This is a genomic window from Bradyrhizobium sp. C9 (genome assembly GCF_002532045.1).
In the GTDB taxonomy this organism is placed as follows: domain Bacteria; phylum Pseudomonadota; class Alphaproteobacteria; order Rhizobiales; family Xanthobacteraceae; genus Bradyrhizobium.
The window spans coordinates 809,421-825,517 of record NZ_NWTG01000001.1; the positions used below are offsets into that span (position 1 = coordinate 809,421).

Annotated in this window: 12 protein-coding genes; 6 read left to right on the forward strand and 6 right to left on the reverse strand. The window is 65.2% G+C overall.

Translation table 11 applies throughout. From position 1 onward, the window contains the following. Positions 1–183: 183 nt before the first annotated feature. Positions 184–954 carry an SDR family NAD(P)-dependent oxidoreductase gene (locus CO675_RS03575; protein WP_097670604.1) on the reverse strand — a complete coding sequence of 257 codons (771 nt, stop codon included), beginning with the start codon at positions 952–954 and terminating at the stop codon, positions 184–186. A 221-nt stretch (positions 955–1,175) separates the two neighbouring features. Here CO675_RS03575 and CO675_RS03580 point away from each other — a divergent pair, with 221 nt between their 5' ends. Further along, positions 1,176–1,712, forward strand: coding sequence for a GlcG/HbpS family heme-binding protein (locus CO675_RS03580; RefSeq protein WP_097670605.1), 537 nt, complete (start codon positions 1,176–1,178; stop codon positions 1,710–1,712). A 776-nt stretch (positions 1,713–2,488) separates the two neighbouring features. On the opposite strand, the gene CO675_RS03585 is transcribed toward CO675_RS03580, so the two are convergent. Further along, positions 2,489–2,776 carry a hypothetical protein gene (locus tag CO675_RS03585; protein ID WP_050626238.1) on the reverse strand — a complete coding sequence of 96 codons (288 nt, stop codon included), beginning with the start codon at positions 2,774–2,776 and terminating at the stop codon, positions 2,489–2,491. Between the two features lie 207 nt (positions 2,777–2,983). Here CO675_RS03585 and CO675_RS03590 point away from each other — a divergent pair, with 207 nt between their 5' ends. From CO675_RS03590 to CO675_RS03600, 3 genes are all read left to right on the forward strand, one after another. Continuing rightward, complete coding sequence (locus tag CO675_RS03590) at positions 2,984–4,390, forward strand: CoA transferase (RefSeq protein WP_097670606.1); 1,407 nt, start codon at positions 2,984–2,986, stop codon at positions 4,388–4,390. A 151-nt stretch (positions 4,391–4,541) separates the two neighbouring features. Then, complete coding sequence (locus CO675_RS03595; RefSeq protein ID WP_097670607.1) at positions 4,542–5,789, forward strand: efflux RND transporter periplasmic adaptor subunit; 1,248 nt, start codon at positions 4,542–4,544, stop codon at positions 5,787–5,789. Positions 5,790–5,878: 89 nt separating this feature from the next. Continuing rightward, positions 5,879–9,013: an efflux RND transporter permease subunit gene (locus tag CO675_RS03600; protein WP_097670608.1), complete on the forward strand. Its 3,135-nt coding sequence runs from the start codon at positions 5,879–5,881 to the stop codon at positions 9,011–9,013. Here the strand turns inward: CO675_RS03600 and CO675_RS03605 are convergent. Next, entirely contained in the window at positions 9,006–9,974 is a 969-nt protein-coding gene (locus CO675_RS03605) for an amidohydrolase family protein (RefSeq protein ID WP_097670609.1), read from the reverse strand. The two genes, CO675_RS03600 and CO675_RS03605, sit on opposite strands and share 8 nt — an antisense overlap. 138 nt (positions 9,975–10,112) lie before the next feature. Further along, positions 10,113–11,531: a TolC family outer membrane protein gene (locus tag CO675_RS03610; protein ID WP_245452612.1), complete on the reverse strand. Its 1,419-nt coding sequence runs from the start codon at positions 11,529–11,531 to the stop codon at positions 10,113–10,115. A 242-nt stretch (positions 11,532–11,773) separates the two neighbouring features. On the opposite strand from CO675_RS03610, the gene CO675_RS03615 reads away from it, so the two are divergent. Next, positions 11,774–13,636: an acetyl-CoA hydrolase/transferase C-terminal domain-containing protein gene (locus tag CO675_RS03615; protein ID WP_097670610.1), complete on the forward strand. Its 1,863-nt coding sequence runs from the start codon at positions 11,774–11,776 to the stop codon at positions 13,634–13,636. On the opposite strand, the gene CO675_RS03620 is transcribed toward CO675_RS03615, so the two are convergent. Next, entirely contained in the window at positions 13,633–14,412 is a 780-nt protein-coding gene (locus CO675_RS03620; protein ID WP_097670611.1) for an enoyl-CoA hydratase, read from the reverse strand. The genes CO675_RS03615 and CO675_RS03620 overlap by 4 nt on opposite strands. 126 nt (positions 14,413–14,538) lie before the next feature. Then, positions 14,539–15,369, reverse strand: coding sequence for a hypothetical protein (locus CO675_RS03625; protein ID WP_245452613.1), 831 nt, complete (start codon positions 15,367–15,369; stop codon positions 14,539–14,541). Positions 15,370–15,549: 180 nt separating this feature from the next. Between CO675_RS03625 and CO675_RS03630 the strand changes: the two genes are divergently transcribed. Beyond that, on the forward strand, positions 15,550–16,095 hold the full coding sequence (locus CO675_RS03630; protein WP_097670613.1) for a sigma-70 family RNA polymerase sigma factor: 546 nt from the start codon (positions 15,550–15,552) through the stop codon (positions 16,093–16,095). The last annotated feature ends 2 nt before the right edge of the window (positions 16,096–16,097 follow it).

Sequence of the window (16,097 nt, forward strand, 5' to 3'; positions counted from 1 at the left end):
CGGCTGTTGAGCCGGCTATCTCCCCAACGTCGTCCTGGCCTAGTGCGCAATTGCGCACGGGAGCCAGGACCCATAACCACCGAACTTTGTTGTCGCAGGGATTGTGGCCCCGGCGTCGTGCAGCACTTGGCAGTTGGGGTAATGGGTCCTGGCTTTCGCCAGGACGACGGCGAAGTGTTCCCTCTAAAAATTCACCCGGTTCGAGATCGCGCCGTCGACGACGAGGTTCGAGCCGGTCGTGAACGAGGAGGCCGGGCTCGCCAGGAACACCGCGGCGTTGGCGATCTCCTGCGGCGTTGCCATGCGGCCGGTCGGGTTGCGGGCCAGCGCGTCCTGATAGATCTTCGGCGTGTTCTGCTCGACCATGTTCCAGACGCCGCCCTTGAAATATACGGTGCCCGGCGACACCACGTTGACGCGGATTTTCTTCGCCGCGTATTGCCGCGCCAGTCCCTTCGCCATGTGCACCAGCGCCGCCTTGATCGGGCCGTAGGAGCCGGCGCGATCCGCCTGCGCTGCCGAGATCGACGAGATGATGATGAAGGCTGCGTCGCCAGTCGTCTCGCCGCTCGCCTCCAGGAACGGGCGCGCTGCCTCGAACGCGTTCACCGCGCCGAGCACGTCGAGCCGGAAATTCTGCTCCCACGACGCCGGATCGCCGCCTTGCGCCATCGCGCCCGCATTGGAGAACATCATGTCGATGCTGCCCAATTCGGTTGCGACACCGCTTATCCACGATGTCAGCGCCGCGGCGTCGGTGATGTCGACGGCCGCGCCGGTGACGCGCACGCCGGCAGCCTTCAGTTCGGCAACGCTGGAAGCAACCTGCTCGGCATTGCGCGCACAGACCGCGACGCCGACGCCTTCGCCCGCCAGCGTCGCCGCAATGGCCCGCCCGATGCCGCGCGTGCCGCCGAGCACGATGGCGTTTCGTCCCTTCAAACCCAGATCCATTCGGATGTCCTTTCTGATGCGCGCGGACTGTAGCGACCCTCGCAGCATTGCGCGACCTCGATATTCCCTCGCGTCACGCGATTTTCATTGTAGCCAAGCGAATATCGCGGTGCACCCAATCCGATCTCGCCTTGTGCGCCGCGGATCAATTGCTATCGTCCCGCCGCCCGGTAATCGCATTGGGGCGTCTGAAAACAACAATCAAACTGGGAGACAATGACATGCGTTATTTCACTGCGCTCATCGGCGCGGCATGGGTCGTGCTCGCTACCGCCACCGGCGCGTTGGCCCAGGTACCGCCCAATCCCGACAATCCGAACGACGTGGTCGCCGATGCCTTGACGCCGCCGCCCTACGGCGAACCGATCAATTTGGAGACCGCCAAGAAGGTCGCCGCCGCAGCCGTTGCCGAGACGCAAAAGCGAAACTGGAACGCGTTCTGCATCGCGATCGTCAATCCGAGCGGCGATCTCGTCTATTTCGAGAGGCAGGACAATTGCCAGTATGCCTCGGTCGGGGTCTCCCAGCACAAGGCGCGCACCGCAACCCGCTATCGCCGCCCCACGCTGGTGTTCGAAACCCTGATGGGCAAGGGACCCTACTTCTCTTATCTCGCAACCCTCGACGACGTCGTCGCCTCGCGTGGCGGCAATCTGCTGATGGTCAACGGCAAGATCGTCGGCGCGATCGGTGTCAGCGGGGGCTCCGGCGCGCAGGACAACGTGATCTCGCTCGCGGGCCAGGCCGCGTTGAAGTGAGCTAGTCGCGTGACGCTTCTGCCGGAGTTTCAGTCCGGCAGAAGTCCTTCACGAGGATTGTAGGATGGGTAGAGCGCAGCGAAACCCATCAATTCCCTTCCGCTGCGCCAATGATGGATCTCGTTTCGCTCTATCCATCCTGCGCAGCATCAATCTTTTGTTCGGATTTTCAGCATTTAACTTGACGCCGCACCCAACTCAGATGTTCAATGCGCCCGTCTCACCCGGCACGAGGGGCGCTTCGCGGTCGTCACGAACGCGGGTCGAGATGCGGTGGACGCGGAATGCGCAACTGACGAGTACGCATGAAGCGGACGGTGAAGTCGTGTGGTCCTGACGCCCTAACGGCAGGTGTCCTCTCGCAAGACGCGCAAAAGCGTTTTGCGAAGGCGGTGACAAGCAAGCCCAGTCTCGCCGGGGAGAGCACGAAATAAGCCGTAAGCCATCGCGCAGGGAAAGCCGGATTGCTCCGGTTACACCTGTGGTCCTACCCCCGAGCTTTTCTACCTTTTGCTCGGGGCCCATGGGTGCGATCGGCACCCGGCTTTCCCTGCGCCCTCTGTTTAAGAGCGGCGAAACCAAGATCAAGGCTCGGGCAATTCATGTCGCGAGAATGCTGACGTATGACTCACAGGCCGCGCCAGACAGACACTTCCTGTCGTCCCGGCCTGGTGCGCAATTGCGCACCAGGTCGGGACGACGATGGGAGATGGTCTCGCGCGCAGTACTCCTCGTCGCCAGTCCCAGCGATTGTTCAATCCTTGCGCGACTGCATACTATTCCACCGCGGCCCCGACCGGCGGTCCGCCCGGTGGGCGGTGCAGGAAGGTGATCGACGCATAGGCGCCGACCCAGGAGCCGGCTGCCGCGAAGGCGACGTAGAGCCAGTTCTCGGTGTAGCTGATCACCGCATAGGAGGAGAGCACGTACCAGACGCTGCTCCAGGTCGCAGCCGGCACGCGCTTGCGCGCGACGACTGCCGAGGTGAACATGACGTAGACCGCGTCGGTCGCCGCGGTCGCGAGGAAGACGCCGCCGGCGGTGAGGGGATCGATGGCAGCCATTGCAACTCCTGTTCGGGTCGGGCAGAGCTAGGGCATGATCCGGAAAAGTGTGAAACGGTTTTCCGATAAGATCATGCCCAAACAAGGCATGATCCGGAAAAGTGTGAAACGGTTTTCCGGTGAGATGATGCCAAATACGGGGTGAGATCGGGCATTGCCATTTTGTCATCATGCTCGGGCATAGAATAATCGCAAACAGGAATACGCATGCAGGACATCCGTGAAATCCTTTCCGATGTCTGGACTGGCGCCGGTGGCGCGCCGTCCGCGCTCGATACGGTCGCGCTGACCGGCAACGAGCCGCAATTGCCGTCGTCGTTTCGGGTCGCAGCCGCGGCGCAGGTGCCGATCGCAGCGGCGGGCCTTGCGGCGGCCGAGATCTGGAAAGCCCGCAGCGGCGAGCGACAGCACGTCGCGGTCGACATGCGCCATGCCGTCGTCGAATGCCGCAGCGAGCGTTATCTGCGGGTCGACGACAAGCCGCCGCCGCCGGCCTGGGACAAGATCGCCGGCGTCTACCGTGTCCGTGACAACCGCTTCGTCCGCCTGCACACCAATTTCCCGCACCACCGCGACGCCGTCTGCAAGGTGCTCGGCTGCAACGCCGAGCGCGAGGAGGTCCAGGCCGCGCTGCTGCAATGGGACGGTGAGACGTTCGAGACCGCGGCCTATGCGGCCGGCGGTGTCGTCGCCTTGATGCGCTCATATGACGAGTGGTCGGCGACGCCGCATGCAGGCGAACTTGCAAGGCTGCCGCTGATCTCGATCGAGAAGGTCGGCGAGGCCGCGCCAAAGTCGTGGCCCGCGGGAAAGCGGCCGCTTGCCGGCATCCGGGTGCTCGACCTGTCGCGCGTGATCGCCGGTCCCGTCGCCGGCCGCACGCTCGCCGCGCATGGTGCCGACGTGCTGCTGATCTCCGGTCCTGATCTGCCGGCGATTCTCTGGCTCACCATCGACACCGGCCGCGGCAAGCTGACGAGCTTTCTCGAGCTGCGCAGCGAGGAGGGGCGGGCCGTGATGCGCGGCCTCGTCGCGCAGGCCGATATTCTCTCGCAGGGCTATCGTCCACAGGCGATTGCGCGGCTCGGCTTCTCGCCGGAGGAAGCGGCCCGCATCAATCCCGGGATCGTCTATGTGACACTCTCGGCCTATGGCCACGCCGGTCCGTGGGCGGAGCGCCGCGGCTTCGACTCGCTGGTGCAGACCACGACCGGCTTCAATCACGCCGAGGGGCAGGCCGCCGGCGTCGATGGACCGAAGGAACTGCCGGCCCAGATGCTCGACCACGCCACCGGATACTTCATGGCGTTCGGCGCCATGATGGCGAGGGCCCGCCAGGCGCGCGAGGGCGGCAGCTGGCATGTCCGGGTATCGCTGGCGCAGACCGGGCGCTGGCTGTGGAATCTCGGCCGCCTCGAAGGCGGCCTTGCCACCGAGGACCTGAAGGCGGATGCGGTGCAACCGTTCATTGAGCGGCTTTCGTCCGGCTTTGGCACGCTGAGCTCGGTCCGGCATGCAGCCGTCCTGTCGCGCACCCCGGCCCATTGGTCTCGCCCGGCGATGCCGCTCGGCAGTCACCCGCCGGAGTTTCCTGCCCCGGAGTTTCCCGGATGAGACATTCAGTCGCCGTTCAGGCTATCCGAACTTTAACGGCGCGCACCGCCGAAGTGCGATTTTTAGGTTGTTTGCAACGCCAATTCGGCACTATTAGCGCACCGCTGGGGTCGTCCCGCCGGAAGCTGCAACGATCGACCTAGCGGACCGCATGCTGAAAGAGTTTACCAAGCGAATGCAGAGCTTTAGCCGCCCGCGCCTGCTCGTGGCTGCGGCGGTGCTGGTGGCCGCCTGCGCGGGTGCTTATGGCTACACGCGGTTCGGCACAGAAAAGCAGAAGCCGTCGGAAGTCTCCAGCCAGTCCCGCAAGGGGGGCACGCGCTATGCGCCGTCGCCGGCCGAGTGGGCCAGCCTGACCTTCCAGGCCGTCACGGAGCACACTTTCCGCTCCGAGCTGGTGACCGAGGGCAAGATCGGGATCGATGAGGACCGCTCCACCCCGGTCTACTCGCCCTATACCGGGCGGGTGACCCGCCTGCTGGTGCGGCCGGGCGATACCGTGGTGAAGGGGCAGCCGCTGTTCGTGATCGAAGCGGCCGACACCGTGCAGGCGCAGAACGACTACGTCGCCGCGATGACCGGCCTCAACAAGGCCCAGTCGGCGCTCGACCTGGCCCAGATCCAGGAGAAGCGCGCCAAGGACCTGTCCGAGGGCAAGGCGATCCCGCTGAAGGATTATCAGACTGCGCAGGCCGCGCTGGTGCAGGCGCAGAACGATGCGCGCTCGGCGCAGACGCTGCTGGAAGCCGCGCAGAACAAGCTGCACATCCTCGGCTTCGGCGACGAAGCCATCACGACCTTGCAGCAGAAGGGCCGTCTCAATCCGGAGACGACGGTGTTCGCGCCGATCGGCGGCACCGTGGTCCAGCGCAAGGCCGGCCCCGGCCAGTATGTCTCGACCGGCGCCAGCGACCCGGTCTATGTGATCGGCGATCTCTCGACAGTCTGGCTGATCGCCTTCGTCCGCGAATCCGACGCCGACAATGTCGCGGTCGGGCAGGAGCTCAGCTTCAGCGTGATGGCGCTGCCGGGCAAGGTGCTGAACGCCCGGGTCAACTATGTCGCCGCCGCGATCGACGCGACCTCGCGCCGGCTGCTGGTCCGCGCCACCATCGACAACGCCGACAATCGGCTGAAGCCCGAGATGTTCGCCAATGTGACGCTGTATTCGAAGGGCGACCACCCGGCGGTCGGCGTGCCGAAACAGGCGCTGATCTACGAGGGCGATCAGGTTCGCGTCTGGGTCGCGAAGGCCGACGACAAGACCATCGAGCTGCGCCAGATCAAGCCCGGCCTCATCAACGGCGACCTGGTCGAGGTCGCCGGCAATCTCAAGCCGGGCGAGCAGATCGTGACGAAGGGAAGCCTCTTCATCGACCGCGCCGCGTCCGGCACTTAAGACGCACGATCCGGAAGAGGAGGAACCGGCCTTCCGGACCGACCATGCCCACCCAAGAAAAATCCTCACCGTTGAAAGTGCCGATCTGAATGGATCGCCTCGTCGCCCTCGCCGTCAATCGCCGCTACTTGATGGTGGCCATGTTCGTCGCCGTCTTCATCGGCGGCCTGCTTGCGTTCAAGCAGCTCAATATCGAGGCCTATCCCGATCCGACCCCGCCGATGGTCGACATCGTGACGCAGAGCCCGGGCCTCTCGGCCGAGGAGATCGAGCGCTACATCACAATCCCGATCGAGACCCAGGTCGCCGGCATCAAGAACCTCAAGACCATCCGCACCATCTCGCTGTACGGCCTTTCCGACGTCAAGCTGCAGTTCTCCTTCGACTACACCTATGACGAGGCGCTGCAGCAGGTGCTCAACCGCCTGTCGCAGCTCGCGCCGCTGCCCGGAAACGTGCAGCCCGGTATCTCCCCGACAAGCCCGATCGGCGAAATCTTCCGCTACCGGCTGAAGGGACCGCCGAACTACAGTGTGCTCGACCTCAAGACGTTGCAGGACTGGGTGCTGCAACGTCGCTTCCGCGCGGTGCCCGGCGTGATCGACGTCACCGGCTGGGGCGGCAAGACCAAGACCTACGAGATCCAGGTCGACTTCAACAAGCTGGTCGCCAACGGCCTGACGTTGCCGCAGGTGCTGCAGGCGGTTTCCAACGCCAACATCAATGTCGGCGGCAACACCGTGAACATCGGCTCGCAATCGGCCGTGGTGCGCGGCGTCGGCCTGATCCGCTCGATCGACGATCTCGCCAACACCATGATCTCGCAATCGGGCGGCAATCCGGTGCTGGTCAGGGACGTCGGCACTGTGACGATCGGCGAGAAGCCGCGGCTCGGCATCGCCGGCATCGACAATGACGACGACATCGTGCAGGGCATCGTGCTGATGCGGCGCGGCGAGCAGAGCTCGCCGACCATTTCCCGCGTCGAGCAACTGGTCAACCAGATCAACAACTCCTCGATCCTGCCGCCGGGCGTCAAGATCGAGCGCATTTACGATCGCAAGGATCTGATCGAGCTCACCACCCACACCGTGCTGCACAACATGGTGGTCGGCATCCTGCTGATCGTGCTGCTGCAGTGGATCTTCCTCGGCGATCTTCGCAGCGCGCTGATCGTTGGCGCGACGATCCCGTTCGCGTTGTTCTTCGCCGTGATCATCCTGGTGCTGCGCGGCGAATCCGCCAATCTGCTCTCGGTCGGCGCGATCGATTTCGGCCTGATCGTCGATGCCACCGTGATCATGGTGGAGGCGATCTTCCGCCGGCTGTCGCAGACCACCGCGCTGTCGGAAGCCGAGCGCGCGCACATCTCCGACGACACGGTGATGGGGATGAAGAGCCATGCGATCCTGTCGGCCGCCGCCGACGTGTCGCGCTCGATCTTCTTCGCCGCGACCATCATCGTCGCCGCGTTCCTGCCGCTGTTCACGCTCGGCGGCGTCGAAGGCAACATCTTCGGGCCGATGGCGCGAACCTATGCCTATGCGCTGGCGGGCGGATTGCTGGCGACGTTCACGATCACGCCGGCGCTGAGCGCGATCATCCTGCCGGCGCATATTCACGAGACCGAAACCTGGATCGTCAAGAAGCTCGACGCGATCTACCTGCCGGCGCTGAACTGGGCGATCGGCAACCGCAAGATCGTGATGGCCGGGGCGGCCGGCCTCGTGGTCACGACCATCATCTTCGTGCGGTTCCTCGGCCTCGAATTCCTCCCCAAGCTGGAAGAGGGCAATCTGTGGATCCGCGCCACGCTGCCGCCGACGATCTCGCTGCAGGAAGGCAACGCCTATGTCAACGAGATGCGCAAGCTGATCAGCAGCCGTCCCGAGGTGGTGTCGGTGGTGTCGCAGCACGGCCGTCCCGACGACGGCACGGACGCCGCCGGATTCTTCAATGCCGAATTCTTCGCGCCGCTGAAGCCGGCCGGTGAATGGCCCGATACACACGACAAGGACGTGCTCACCGCGCAATTGCTGGCGCAGTTGCAGGACAAGTTCCCTGGTGTCGAATTCAACTTCTCGCAATACCTGCAGGACAACGTGTCGGAGGCGGTGTCCGGCGTGAAGGGCGAGAACTCGATCAAGCTCTACGGCAACGATTTGCAGGCGCTGACCGACACCGCCAACAAGATCAAATCCGTGCTGTCGACAGTGCAGGGCATCACCGACCTCGCGGTGTTCACCTCGCTCGGCCAGCCAACCGTCCAGATCGACGTCGACCGGGCGCGGGCGGCGCGCTACGGCCTGTCCCCGGGCGACATCAACGCCACCATCAAGGTCGCCGTCGGTGGCGACACCGCGGGCGATCTCTATGAACCCGGCAGCGACCGGCACTTCCCGATCATCGTTCGCCTTGCGCCGGAATACCGCAAGAGCGCGGAGGCGATCCAGAATCTGCGGATCGGGGCAACGAATCCGAATGGCGGGGTCACGCAGATCCCGCTCTCTGAAGTGGCCTCGATCAAGCTGATCTCCGGCGCGGCCTACATCTATCGCGAGCAGCAGGAGCGCTATCTGCCGATCAAGTTCTCGGTGCGTGACCGCGACCTCGGCAGTGCGATCCTGGAAGCGCAGCAGAAGGTCAACGAGCAGGTCCAGTTGCCGCCCGGCTCCCGTCTCGAATGGGTCGGCGAGTTCGGCAATCTGCAGGACGCGATCAAGCGGCTGTCGATCGTGGTGCCGATCAGCCTCGTGTTGATCGCGGTGCTGCTGTTCTTCAATTTCGGCTCGATGGTCGACACCATGCTCGCGATGAGCGTGATCCCGATGGCGATCTTCGGCGGCGTGCTCGGGCTGCTGATCTCGGGCATTCCGTTCAGCGTGTCGGCGGCGATCGGCTTCATCGCGCTGTTCGGCATCGCCGTGATGGACGGCATCATCATCCTGTCGCAGTTCAACCAGCTGATCGACGAGGGCTATGACCGGATGCGCGCGGTGATCCGCACCGGCGAATTGCAGCTTCGTCCGGTGCTGATGACCTGCGTCGTCGCCGGCATTGGCCTGTTGCCGGCGGCGGTGTCGGAGGGCATCGGCTCGCAGGTGCAGAAGCCGCTCGCCATCGTCGTCGTCACCGGCATGATGCTGGCGCCGCTGGTGATCCTGATCACGCTGCCGGTGCTGATCTCCTACTTCTCGCGCCGGCCGAAGGACAACGTCAGGTGAAGCCGTAGAGCCGTGCGGGATTGTCGACCAGGATGGTCTTGCGGGTTGCGGCATCCGGCGCCCAGACCGGAAGCTGGTTGAGCAGGCGGCCGTCGTCGATCTGGTACAGCGGCGTCACGTCGGTGACCTTCTTGCCTTGGGGTGTCACCGAATCCGGGTGCGGCCAGTCGGTACCCCAGACGATGCGCTCGGCATTGGCCGCGATCAGCGCCTGGGCCAGCGGCGCGGCGTCGGCGTAGTCGGGCGCGAGCCTGGAGGCGCGGTAGGCGCCGGAAATCTTGACATACGCCTTGCCGGATTTGACCAGCGCGAGCAGGTCGGCAAATCCCGGCTGGCCCGTGCCGAGCGCGGCCTCGGCGCCGCCGAAATGGTCGAACACCACGGGCACCGGCGCGGCCGCAACCAGGTCCTTGATCGCGGAGATCATGGCGAGGCTGGTGAACAGTTGCACGTGCCAGCCGCGCGCCTTCATCCGCTCAACCGCGGCCGAGAAGCGCTGCTGGCCGACATTGGGATCATTGACGCCGCCTGTCGCGAGGTTGAGGCGGATGCCGCGGAAGCCGGCCTTCTGCATCGTGTCGAGATCGCTCTCGCTGGTCTTGTCGTCGATCACGGCGACGCCGCGCGCCGTGGGACCGCGCGCCGTCATGCCGAACAGCGTCGACGAATTGTCGGGGCCGTAGACACTCGGCGTCACGATCACCAGGCGCTCGACATGCAGCGCCTTGTGCAGCGCGCTCATCTCGTCCGGAGAGGCCGGTTCCGGCGTGTAGACGCGGCCGGCGAAGAACGGGAATTTCGCAGGGTCGCCATGGATGTGGGTGTGGCAGTCGCAGGCGCCGGCAGGCACGTCGAAGTTCACCGGGGTGGATGGTTGCGATGCCTTGGAAAATGCGTTGCTGCTGGTCATGGTCACTCCCGCTGCGATGGAAGCCAGCATCATACTGCGTCGCGTCAGCATTGGACGTCTCCCTGCGTGCTCGGCTGTTATGCGCGCACTCCGCGCACCGGCATCGTTGATGGCCGGCGAGGGCGGAGGTTATCGGCGGAGGGAGCGGGCGGAAAGGGCCGGTTCGCGCTGCGAACGGTTCCGCAAAGCCTATTGTCCCGACGGCGTGCGCAGGCCATGCCAGGCGTCGCGCACCTGATGGTAATGCACCTCGGGCAGGTAGTCGGGCGTCTTGAGGTTGAGCGTCTTGACGTCGAGGCGGCCGGTCGCGCTGAGCAGCGTGTAGGACGCGATCACGCGGTCGCGCTGCGCGCCGATCAGCCGGGCCCGCGCGGTGATCAGATCCTGTTGGGCGTTGAGCACGTCGACCGTGGTGCGCTGGCCACCGGCGGCTTCCTTCTGGACGCCGGCGAGCGCAACCTCCGCGGCCTTCACCTCGGACTCGGAGGCCGACACCGCGATCTTGGCGCCCTCATTGGCGACCCAGGCGCTGACCACGGCGGTCTTGGCCTGGTTGCGGACCTGGTCCAGCACGAGCCGGCTCTGCGCCGCGACTTCCTTGGCCTGCCGGGTCTGCGAGGCCGCGGTGCCGCCGTCATAGATCGGCTGCGTGACCTGGCCGATCACCGAGGCCTGGTCGGTCCCGAAAGTACCCAGCGTGGAGTCGCTGTCGCGGCTGCGGCTGACGCTGCCTTGCAGGGTGACGTTGGGCATCAGGCTGCTCTCGGCGACGCGGATCGAGGTCGAGGCGACGTCGACGTCGTAGCCCGCCGCCATCACCGCCGGATGCTCGCGCACCGCGAGCGCGATCGAATCCTCGCGGCTGCGCGGCAGCAGCCGGTCGATGGTCTCGGCCGGACGCAATTGCGATGGCGCGCTGCCGATCACCTGCGAATAGGTCGCCTGGCTGATCGCGAAGTTGACCTCGGCGGCGTTGAGATCGGACAGGCCGCGGTTGAGGCGGGCCTCAGCCTGGGCGGTATCGGTCGGCGTGACGTCGCCGGCATTGAGGCGGCGCTGAGTGATCGCCTGGGTCTCCTTCAGGAAGGCGACATTGGCGCGCTGCGCCTCGACCAGGGTCTGGTTGGCCAGCACGTTGGTATAGGCGGTGACGGCGTCGAGCAGCACGCCCTGGCCGACATTGCGCAGGGCCTCGCGGCCGGACTGCACCTGCAATTCGGCGACGCGGACGCTGTTGGCGGTCTTGAAGCCGTTGAACAGGGTCTGGGTCACGGTGACCCCGATCTGCCAGGGCTTCAGCGTCGCGCCCTGGATCACGTTGCCGGGCAGCTGGTCGCGCACCGCCTGCAGGCCGACCGAGAGGCCGGCGATGATCTGGGGCCGGTAACCGGCCAGCGCCTGCGGCACGTTCTCGTCGGTGGCGCGCTGGCGCGCCCGTTCAGCATTGAGCTGTGGATTGGTCTGATACGCCTTGACCAGGGCTTCCGGCAGGCTCTCGGCGCGGGCCGCGGTGTCAGTCAGCAGCGCGCAGGCCAGCGCGCCAAGGCCGATGCCCGACAAAAGCACGCGCCTCGCTACGTCGCCAATATCAGCGGCACGCCCAACCATGTGATCCCGCAAACCAAACCCCGGCAATCCGCTCTCGCCGATGCCGTTCGACACATCTACCTGTTTACGGGGCGGCGCCGCCACAGGCAAACCGCCACGCGACATCTGCACATCATTTCGGCTGTTGTCTGTTGCCGGTTCGTCACAGGCGAGCGCCACCGTCATATGAAGTATAAGTTCGAACCGCCGGCCGCCGATTCAGCGATGCTGGTCATCCACTGCCTTGCCCGGGTTCATCGCAGATGCCAAAAATCTTCACTGACCCCGAGATGATCGCAGAGCACATCGTCCGGGACGTCGGAACCGAACTTGTGGTGGGGCTGCCGCTCGGCCTCGGCAAGGCCAACCACATCGTCAACGCGCTGTATGCGCGGGCGGTCGCCGACCACTCGATCAATCTGACGCTGTTCTCGGCGCTGACGCTGGAAAAGCCGAAGCCGAAGAGCCTGCTCGAACAGCGCTTCATCGGCCCGGTGATCGATCGCCTGTTCGGCGGTTATCCGGATCTCGCCTATGCGGAGGCGCTGCATCGCGGCGCGCTTCCGCCCAACATCAAGGTGATCGAGTTCTTCTTCCTCGCGGGGCAGTGGCTGCATCAGCCGTTCGCCCAGCAGCACTACATCTCCGCCAATTACACCCACGCGGCGTCGTACCTGCTGTCGCGCGGACTGAATGTCGTGCCCCAGCTGGTCGCAAAGCGCGTGGTCGATGGCGTGCCGCGCTATAGTTTGAGCTGCAACACCGACACGACGCTCGACGTGCTGCGCGCCCGCGCGCAGGGGCGGGCGTCATTCAAGCTGATCGGCCAGGTCAATTCCGAACTGCCGTTCATGCCTGGGCCCGGCGATCTGCCGGCGGATGAATTCGATGCGGTTCTCGACAGTCCCGACACCGATTTCCCGCTGTTCGCGCCGCCGTCGGAGCCGATCAGCGACACCAAATATGCGATCGGATTGCATGCTGCGGGTCTGGTCCGCGACGGCGGCACGCTGCAGATCGGGATCGGGCAGGTCGGCGATGCGCTGGCGCAGGGGCTCGTGGTGCGGCATCGCGACAACGCCCAATTCCACGGCATCTTGCAGCGCCTTGCACCCGGTAGCGCACAGCTCGCGGCGGCCGAGACCGGGCCGTTCGAGAAGGGCCTCTATGGCGTCAGCGAGATGCTGTTCGAGGCGTTCCTCGGGTTGATCGACGCCGGCATTCTCAAGCGCGACGTTGATGGCGTAGTGCTGCACGGCGCATTCTTCCTCGGGCCGCAATCCTTCTACCGGGCGCTGCGCGAGATGACGGGCGAGCAGCTGGCGCGAATCCAGATGATGCCGGTGTCCTTCACCAACGAGATTTTCGGCGACGAGGACGGCAAGCGCCGCGCCCGCGTCGATGCGCGCTTCGTCAACAACGCGATGATGGCGACGCTGCTCGGCGCTGCGATCTCCGACGGGCTCGAGAACGGCCAGGTCGTCAGCGGCGTCGGCGGCCAGTACAATTTCGTGGCGCAGGCGTTCGCACTCGAGAGTGCGCGCTCGGTGCTGGCGCTGGAGGCGACCCATCAGTCCGGCAAGCAAACGCAGTCGAACATCCGCTGGTCCTACGGTCACGAGACCATTCCGCGCCATTTGCGCGATGTCTTCGTCACCGAATACGGCGTCGCCGACGTCAGGGGGAAATCTGATGCCGACGTGATCGCCGCGATGTTGCAGGTCTCGGACTCGCGTTTCCAGGGTGAGTTGATGCGGCAGGCGAAGGATGCCGGCAAGCTACCGCGCGATCACGAAATCCCGGCCGCTCACCGCGAAAATTATCCCGAGCGCATCAGCACGGCGCTGAAGCCCGCGCGTGAGGCAGGCCTGTTGCCGTCATTCCCGTTCGGCAGCGATTTCACCGACGTCGAGCAACGGCTGATTCCGGCCCTGCAGATCTTGCAGCAGGCGCGGCAGACCCCGCTGCAACTCGCCGGCCTGCTGTGGCAGGGGATGCGGCATCCGCCTGACGCCGCCGACCGCGAATGCCTGGCGCGGCTCGGTCTCGACAAGCCGACGCATTTCGCCGAGCGCGCCTATCGCGCGCTCGTCACCGCGGCGTTGCAACGAAGCCGCGTGAATTAGCGGTTCTTGTTGACTGGCTTGCGCTTCTCGATGAAGGCCGCCATGCCCTCGGAGCGGTCCTCGAGCGCGAAGGTCGAGTGGAACAGGTTGCGCTCCACATTCATGCCTTCCGAAAGCGGCGTCTCGAACGCGCGGTTGATGGCTTCCTTGGCCATCGCGGCGGCCGGACGCGACATCGAGGCGATCTTCTCTGCCGCGGCGAGCGCCTCTTCCAGCAGCTTGTCGGCCGGAACGATCCGCGACACGAGACCCGAGCGTTCAGCTTCCGCCGCATCCATCATCCGGCCGGTGAGGCAGAGATCCATCGCCTTCGACTTGCCGATCGCGCGGGTCAGCCGCTGCGTGCCGCCGATGCCCGGGATGGTGCCGAGGGTGATTTCCGGCTGGCCGAACTTGGCGGTGTCGGCGGCGATGATGATGTCGCACATCATCGCAAGCTCGCAGCCACCGCCGAGCGCATAGCCCGCGACCGCGGCAATGGTCGGCTTGCGGCAATTGGCGACGCGGTCGCCGCCGATCGCGGTGAAGTCGCTGTTGAACATGTCGATGAAGCCCTTCGGCTGCATCTCCTTGATGTCGGCGCCGGCCGCGAAGGCCTTCTCGCTGCCGGTGATCAGGATGCAGCCGATCTCGTCGTCGGCCTCGAGATCGTCGACCGCCGCGGCGATCTCGCGGAACACGCCGAACGACAGCGCATTCAGCATTTTGGGCCGGTTCAGCGTGATGACGCCGACCGGTCCCTTGCTTTCGACGATGATGAATTCGAACGTAGCCATGACGCAAACCCCGTGCCTGATTTGCGGTGCAATGTGCCCGCTGGCGGGATGCGCTTCAAGTGGCTGAAACGAGGCTTTGGGCCACGGTGCGGCGCTATCTCGCGCCGCAAGCCGCGGGACCTCGCCTTAGGCCATGAACATGCGCGCCGCGGAGGCCACCGTGAGCAGCGCGCCGAAGCCGATGAAGATCTTCCCGATCAGCGAGGTCTGGTCCAGGCTCGCGCTGTCGCTGCTCGCCAGAACCGGGGCCGGCTTGGGTGCCGCTACGGCGACAGGCGGCGGCTGCGTCGGGGGCGCCTCCTGCTGGGCGGTCTGCGGTTGAACCGGCTGCGATTGTTCCGCCGGCTGCTCCTGCTGCAGGGCCCGGTCGAGGTCGTTGAGCTGATCGGATGCGACCACGCTGCCGTCGGATTGCGCGTCGCCGGGCTTGTCGGAGGCGGCCATCACCGGATTGGCACTGGCGGGCGCAGCGCTCGCATTGCCGTCGCCGGACGTCAGTTCCGCATTGGCATTGGCGACCGTTGCGGGCATGCCCGCCGACGTCACGCTGCCGGCATCGCTGGCGGCCTTCTTGCTCTCCGATTTGTCGGCGGTCTTGCCAGCCGGCTTGGAAGACTGGTGGCGCGCATGGCGCCGGCCACGCCGCGAACTCTGGTCCGCGGATTTGTCGGTCGAAGCATTGTCGGATTTCGCCGTGCCGGGATCCGAACCGGCTGCATGCGCCGGCAACGGTCCGGCGAGACCCACGAAAAACCCTGTCAGCCCTGTCGCAACCATCAAGGCCAAGCGCCCGCTGGCTTTGATCTTCATTCTGATGATCTCCCCATTTCGCCCGTCCCGAACGCGAAAAGAGACCCCGCTGCGTGTCCACACCGGGGCAAAAAAAGGGAATCTTCGGGCATCAGAGGGCAAAAGCTGGGCAATTTCGTCCCGGTGGATCGGCGGCAGCAGCTGCACCGATGCGTGTCGGACCGATCGGTGTTATGAGCCCTTCCGTCTGCAAACCCGCCGGAGCGATTCTTTGAGGCTGATCCTCGGCGCGGCCCTGCTTGGGGACATCTATCACGACTTCGTGATATCCTTGGCTTGCCGCGTAACAAACTGAAAGATCGGCCGAATTGCAATTCAGGAGCCTGCGTGCGCGAACGTGAGGATGAATGGACTGACCTGATGCGGTCGGCCATTTCAGGCGATGACGCGGCGTATCATCGCCTGCTCAAGGCCATCACGCCGGTACTCCGTGCCGCGGCGCGACGTGGCTTGGCGCGCGCGGGACAACCGGTCGATCAGTCCGAGGACATCGTGCAGGACATCTTGTTGGCGGTGCATTTGAAGCGACAGACCTGGGACACCAGCGCGCCGTTCGCGCCGTGGCTGTTCGCGATCGCCCGCAACAAGCTGATCGACGCGCTGCGCCGCCGCGGCAGGCGCATCTTCGTCAATATCGATGATTTCGCCGAGACGCTGCCGGGAGAAACACCGGAGCCGACGGCGTCGCCCGGCGAGGTGACCGCCCAGTTGCAGGGTTTGCCCGCGCGGCAGCGCGATGTGCTGCAATCGATCGCGGTCGACAGCACCTCGATCAAGGACACCGCTGCGAAATTCGCGATGACCGAAGGCGCGGTGCGGGTTGCGCTGCATCGTGGGCTTGCGAGTCTGACCGCGAAATTACGGGACCGATGAGC

Bases quoted from the DNA above. Each gene is read 5' to 3' on its own strand.
- CO675_RS03580 (WP_097670605.1), top strand. From the start codon at position 1,176: ATGCGTTATTTCACTGCGCTCATCGGCGCGGCATGGGTCGTGCTCGCT.
- CO675_RS03620 (WP_097670611.1), bottom strand. From the start codon at position 14,412: ATGGCTACGTTCGAATTCATCATCGTCGAAAGCAAGGGACCGGTCGGC.
- CO675_RS03575 (WP_097670604.1), bottom strand. From the start codon at position 954: ATGGATCTGGGTTTGAAGGGACGAAACGCCATCGTGCTCGGCGGCACG.
- CO675_RS03610 (WP_245452612.1), bottom strand. From the start codon at position 11,531: ATGGTTGGGCGTGCCGCTGATATTGGCGACGTAGCGAGGCGCGTGCTT.
- CO675_RS03595 (WP_097670607.1), top strand. From the start codon at position 4,542: ATGCTGAAAGAGTTTACCAAGCGAATGCAGAGCTTTAGCCGCCCGCGC.
- CO675_RS03615 (WP_097670610.1), top strand. From the start codon at position 11,774: ATGCCAAAAATCTTCACTGACCCCGAGATGATCGCAGAGCACATCGTC.
- CO675_RS03600 (WP_097670608.1), top strand. From the start codon at position 5,879: ATGGATCGCCTCGTCGCCCTCGCCGTCAATCGCCGCTACTTGATGGTG.
- CO675_RS03590 (WP_097670606.1), top strand. From the start codon at position 2,984: ATGCAGGACATCCGTGAAATCCTTTCCGATGTCTGGACTGGCGCCGGT.
- CO675_RS03605 (WP_097670609.1), bottom strand. From the start codon at position 9,974: ATGCTGACGCGACGCAGTATGATGCTGGCTTCCATCGCAGCGGGAGTG.
- CO675_RS03585 (WP_050626238.1), bottom strand. From the start codon at position 2,776: ATGGCTGCCATCGATCCCCTCACCGCCGGCGGCGTCTTCCTCGCGACC.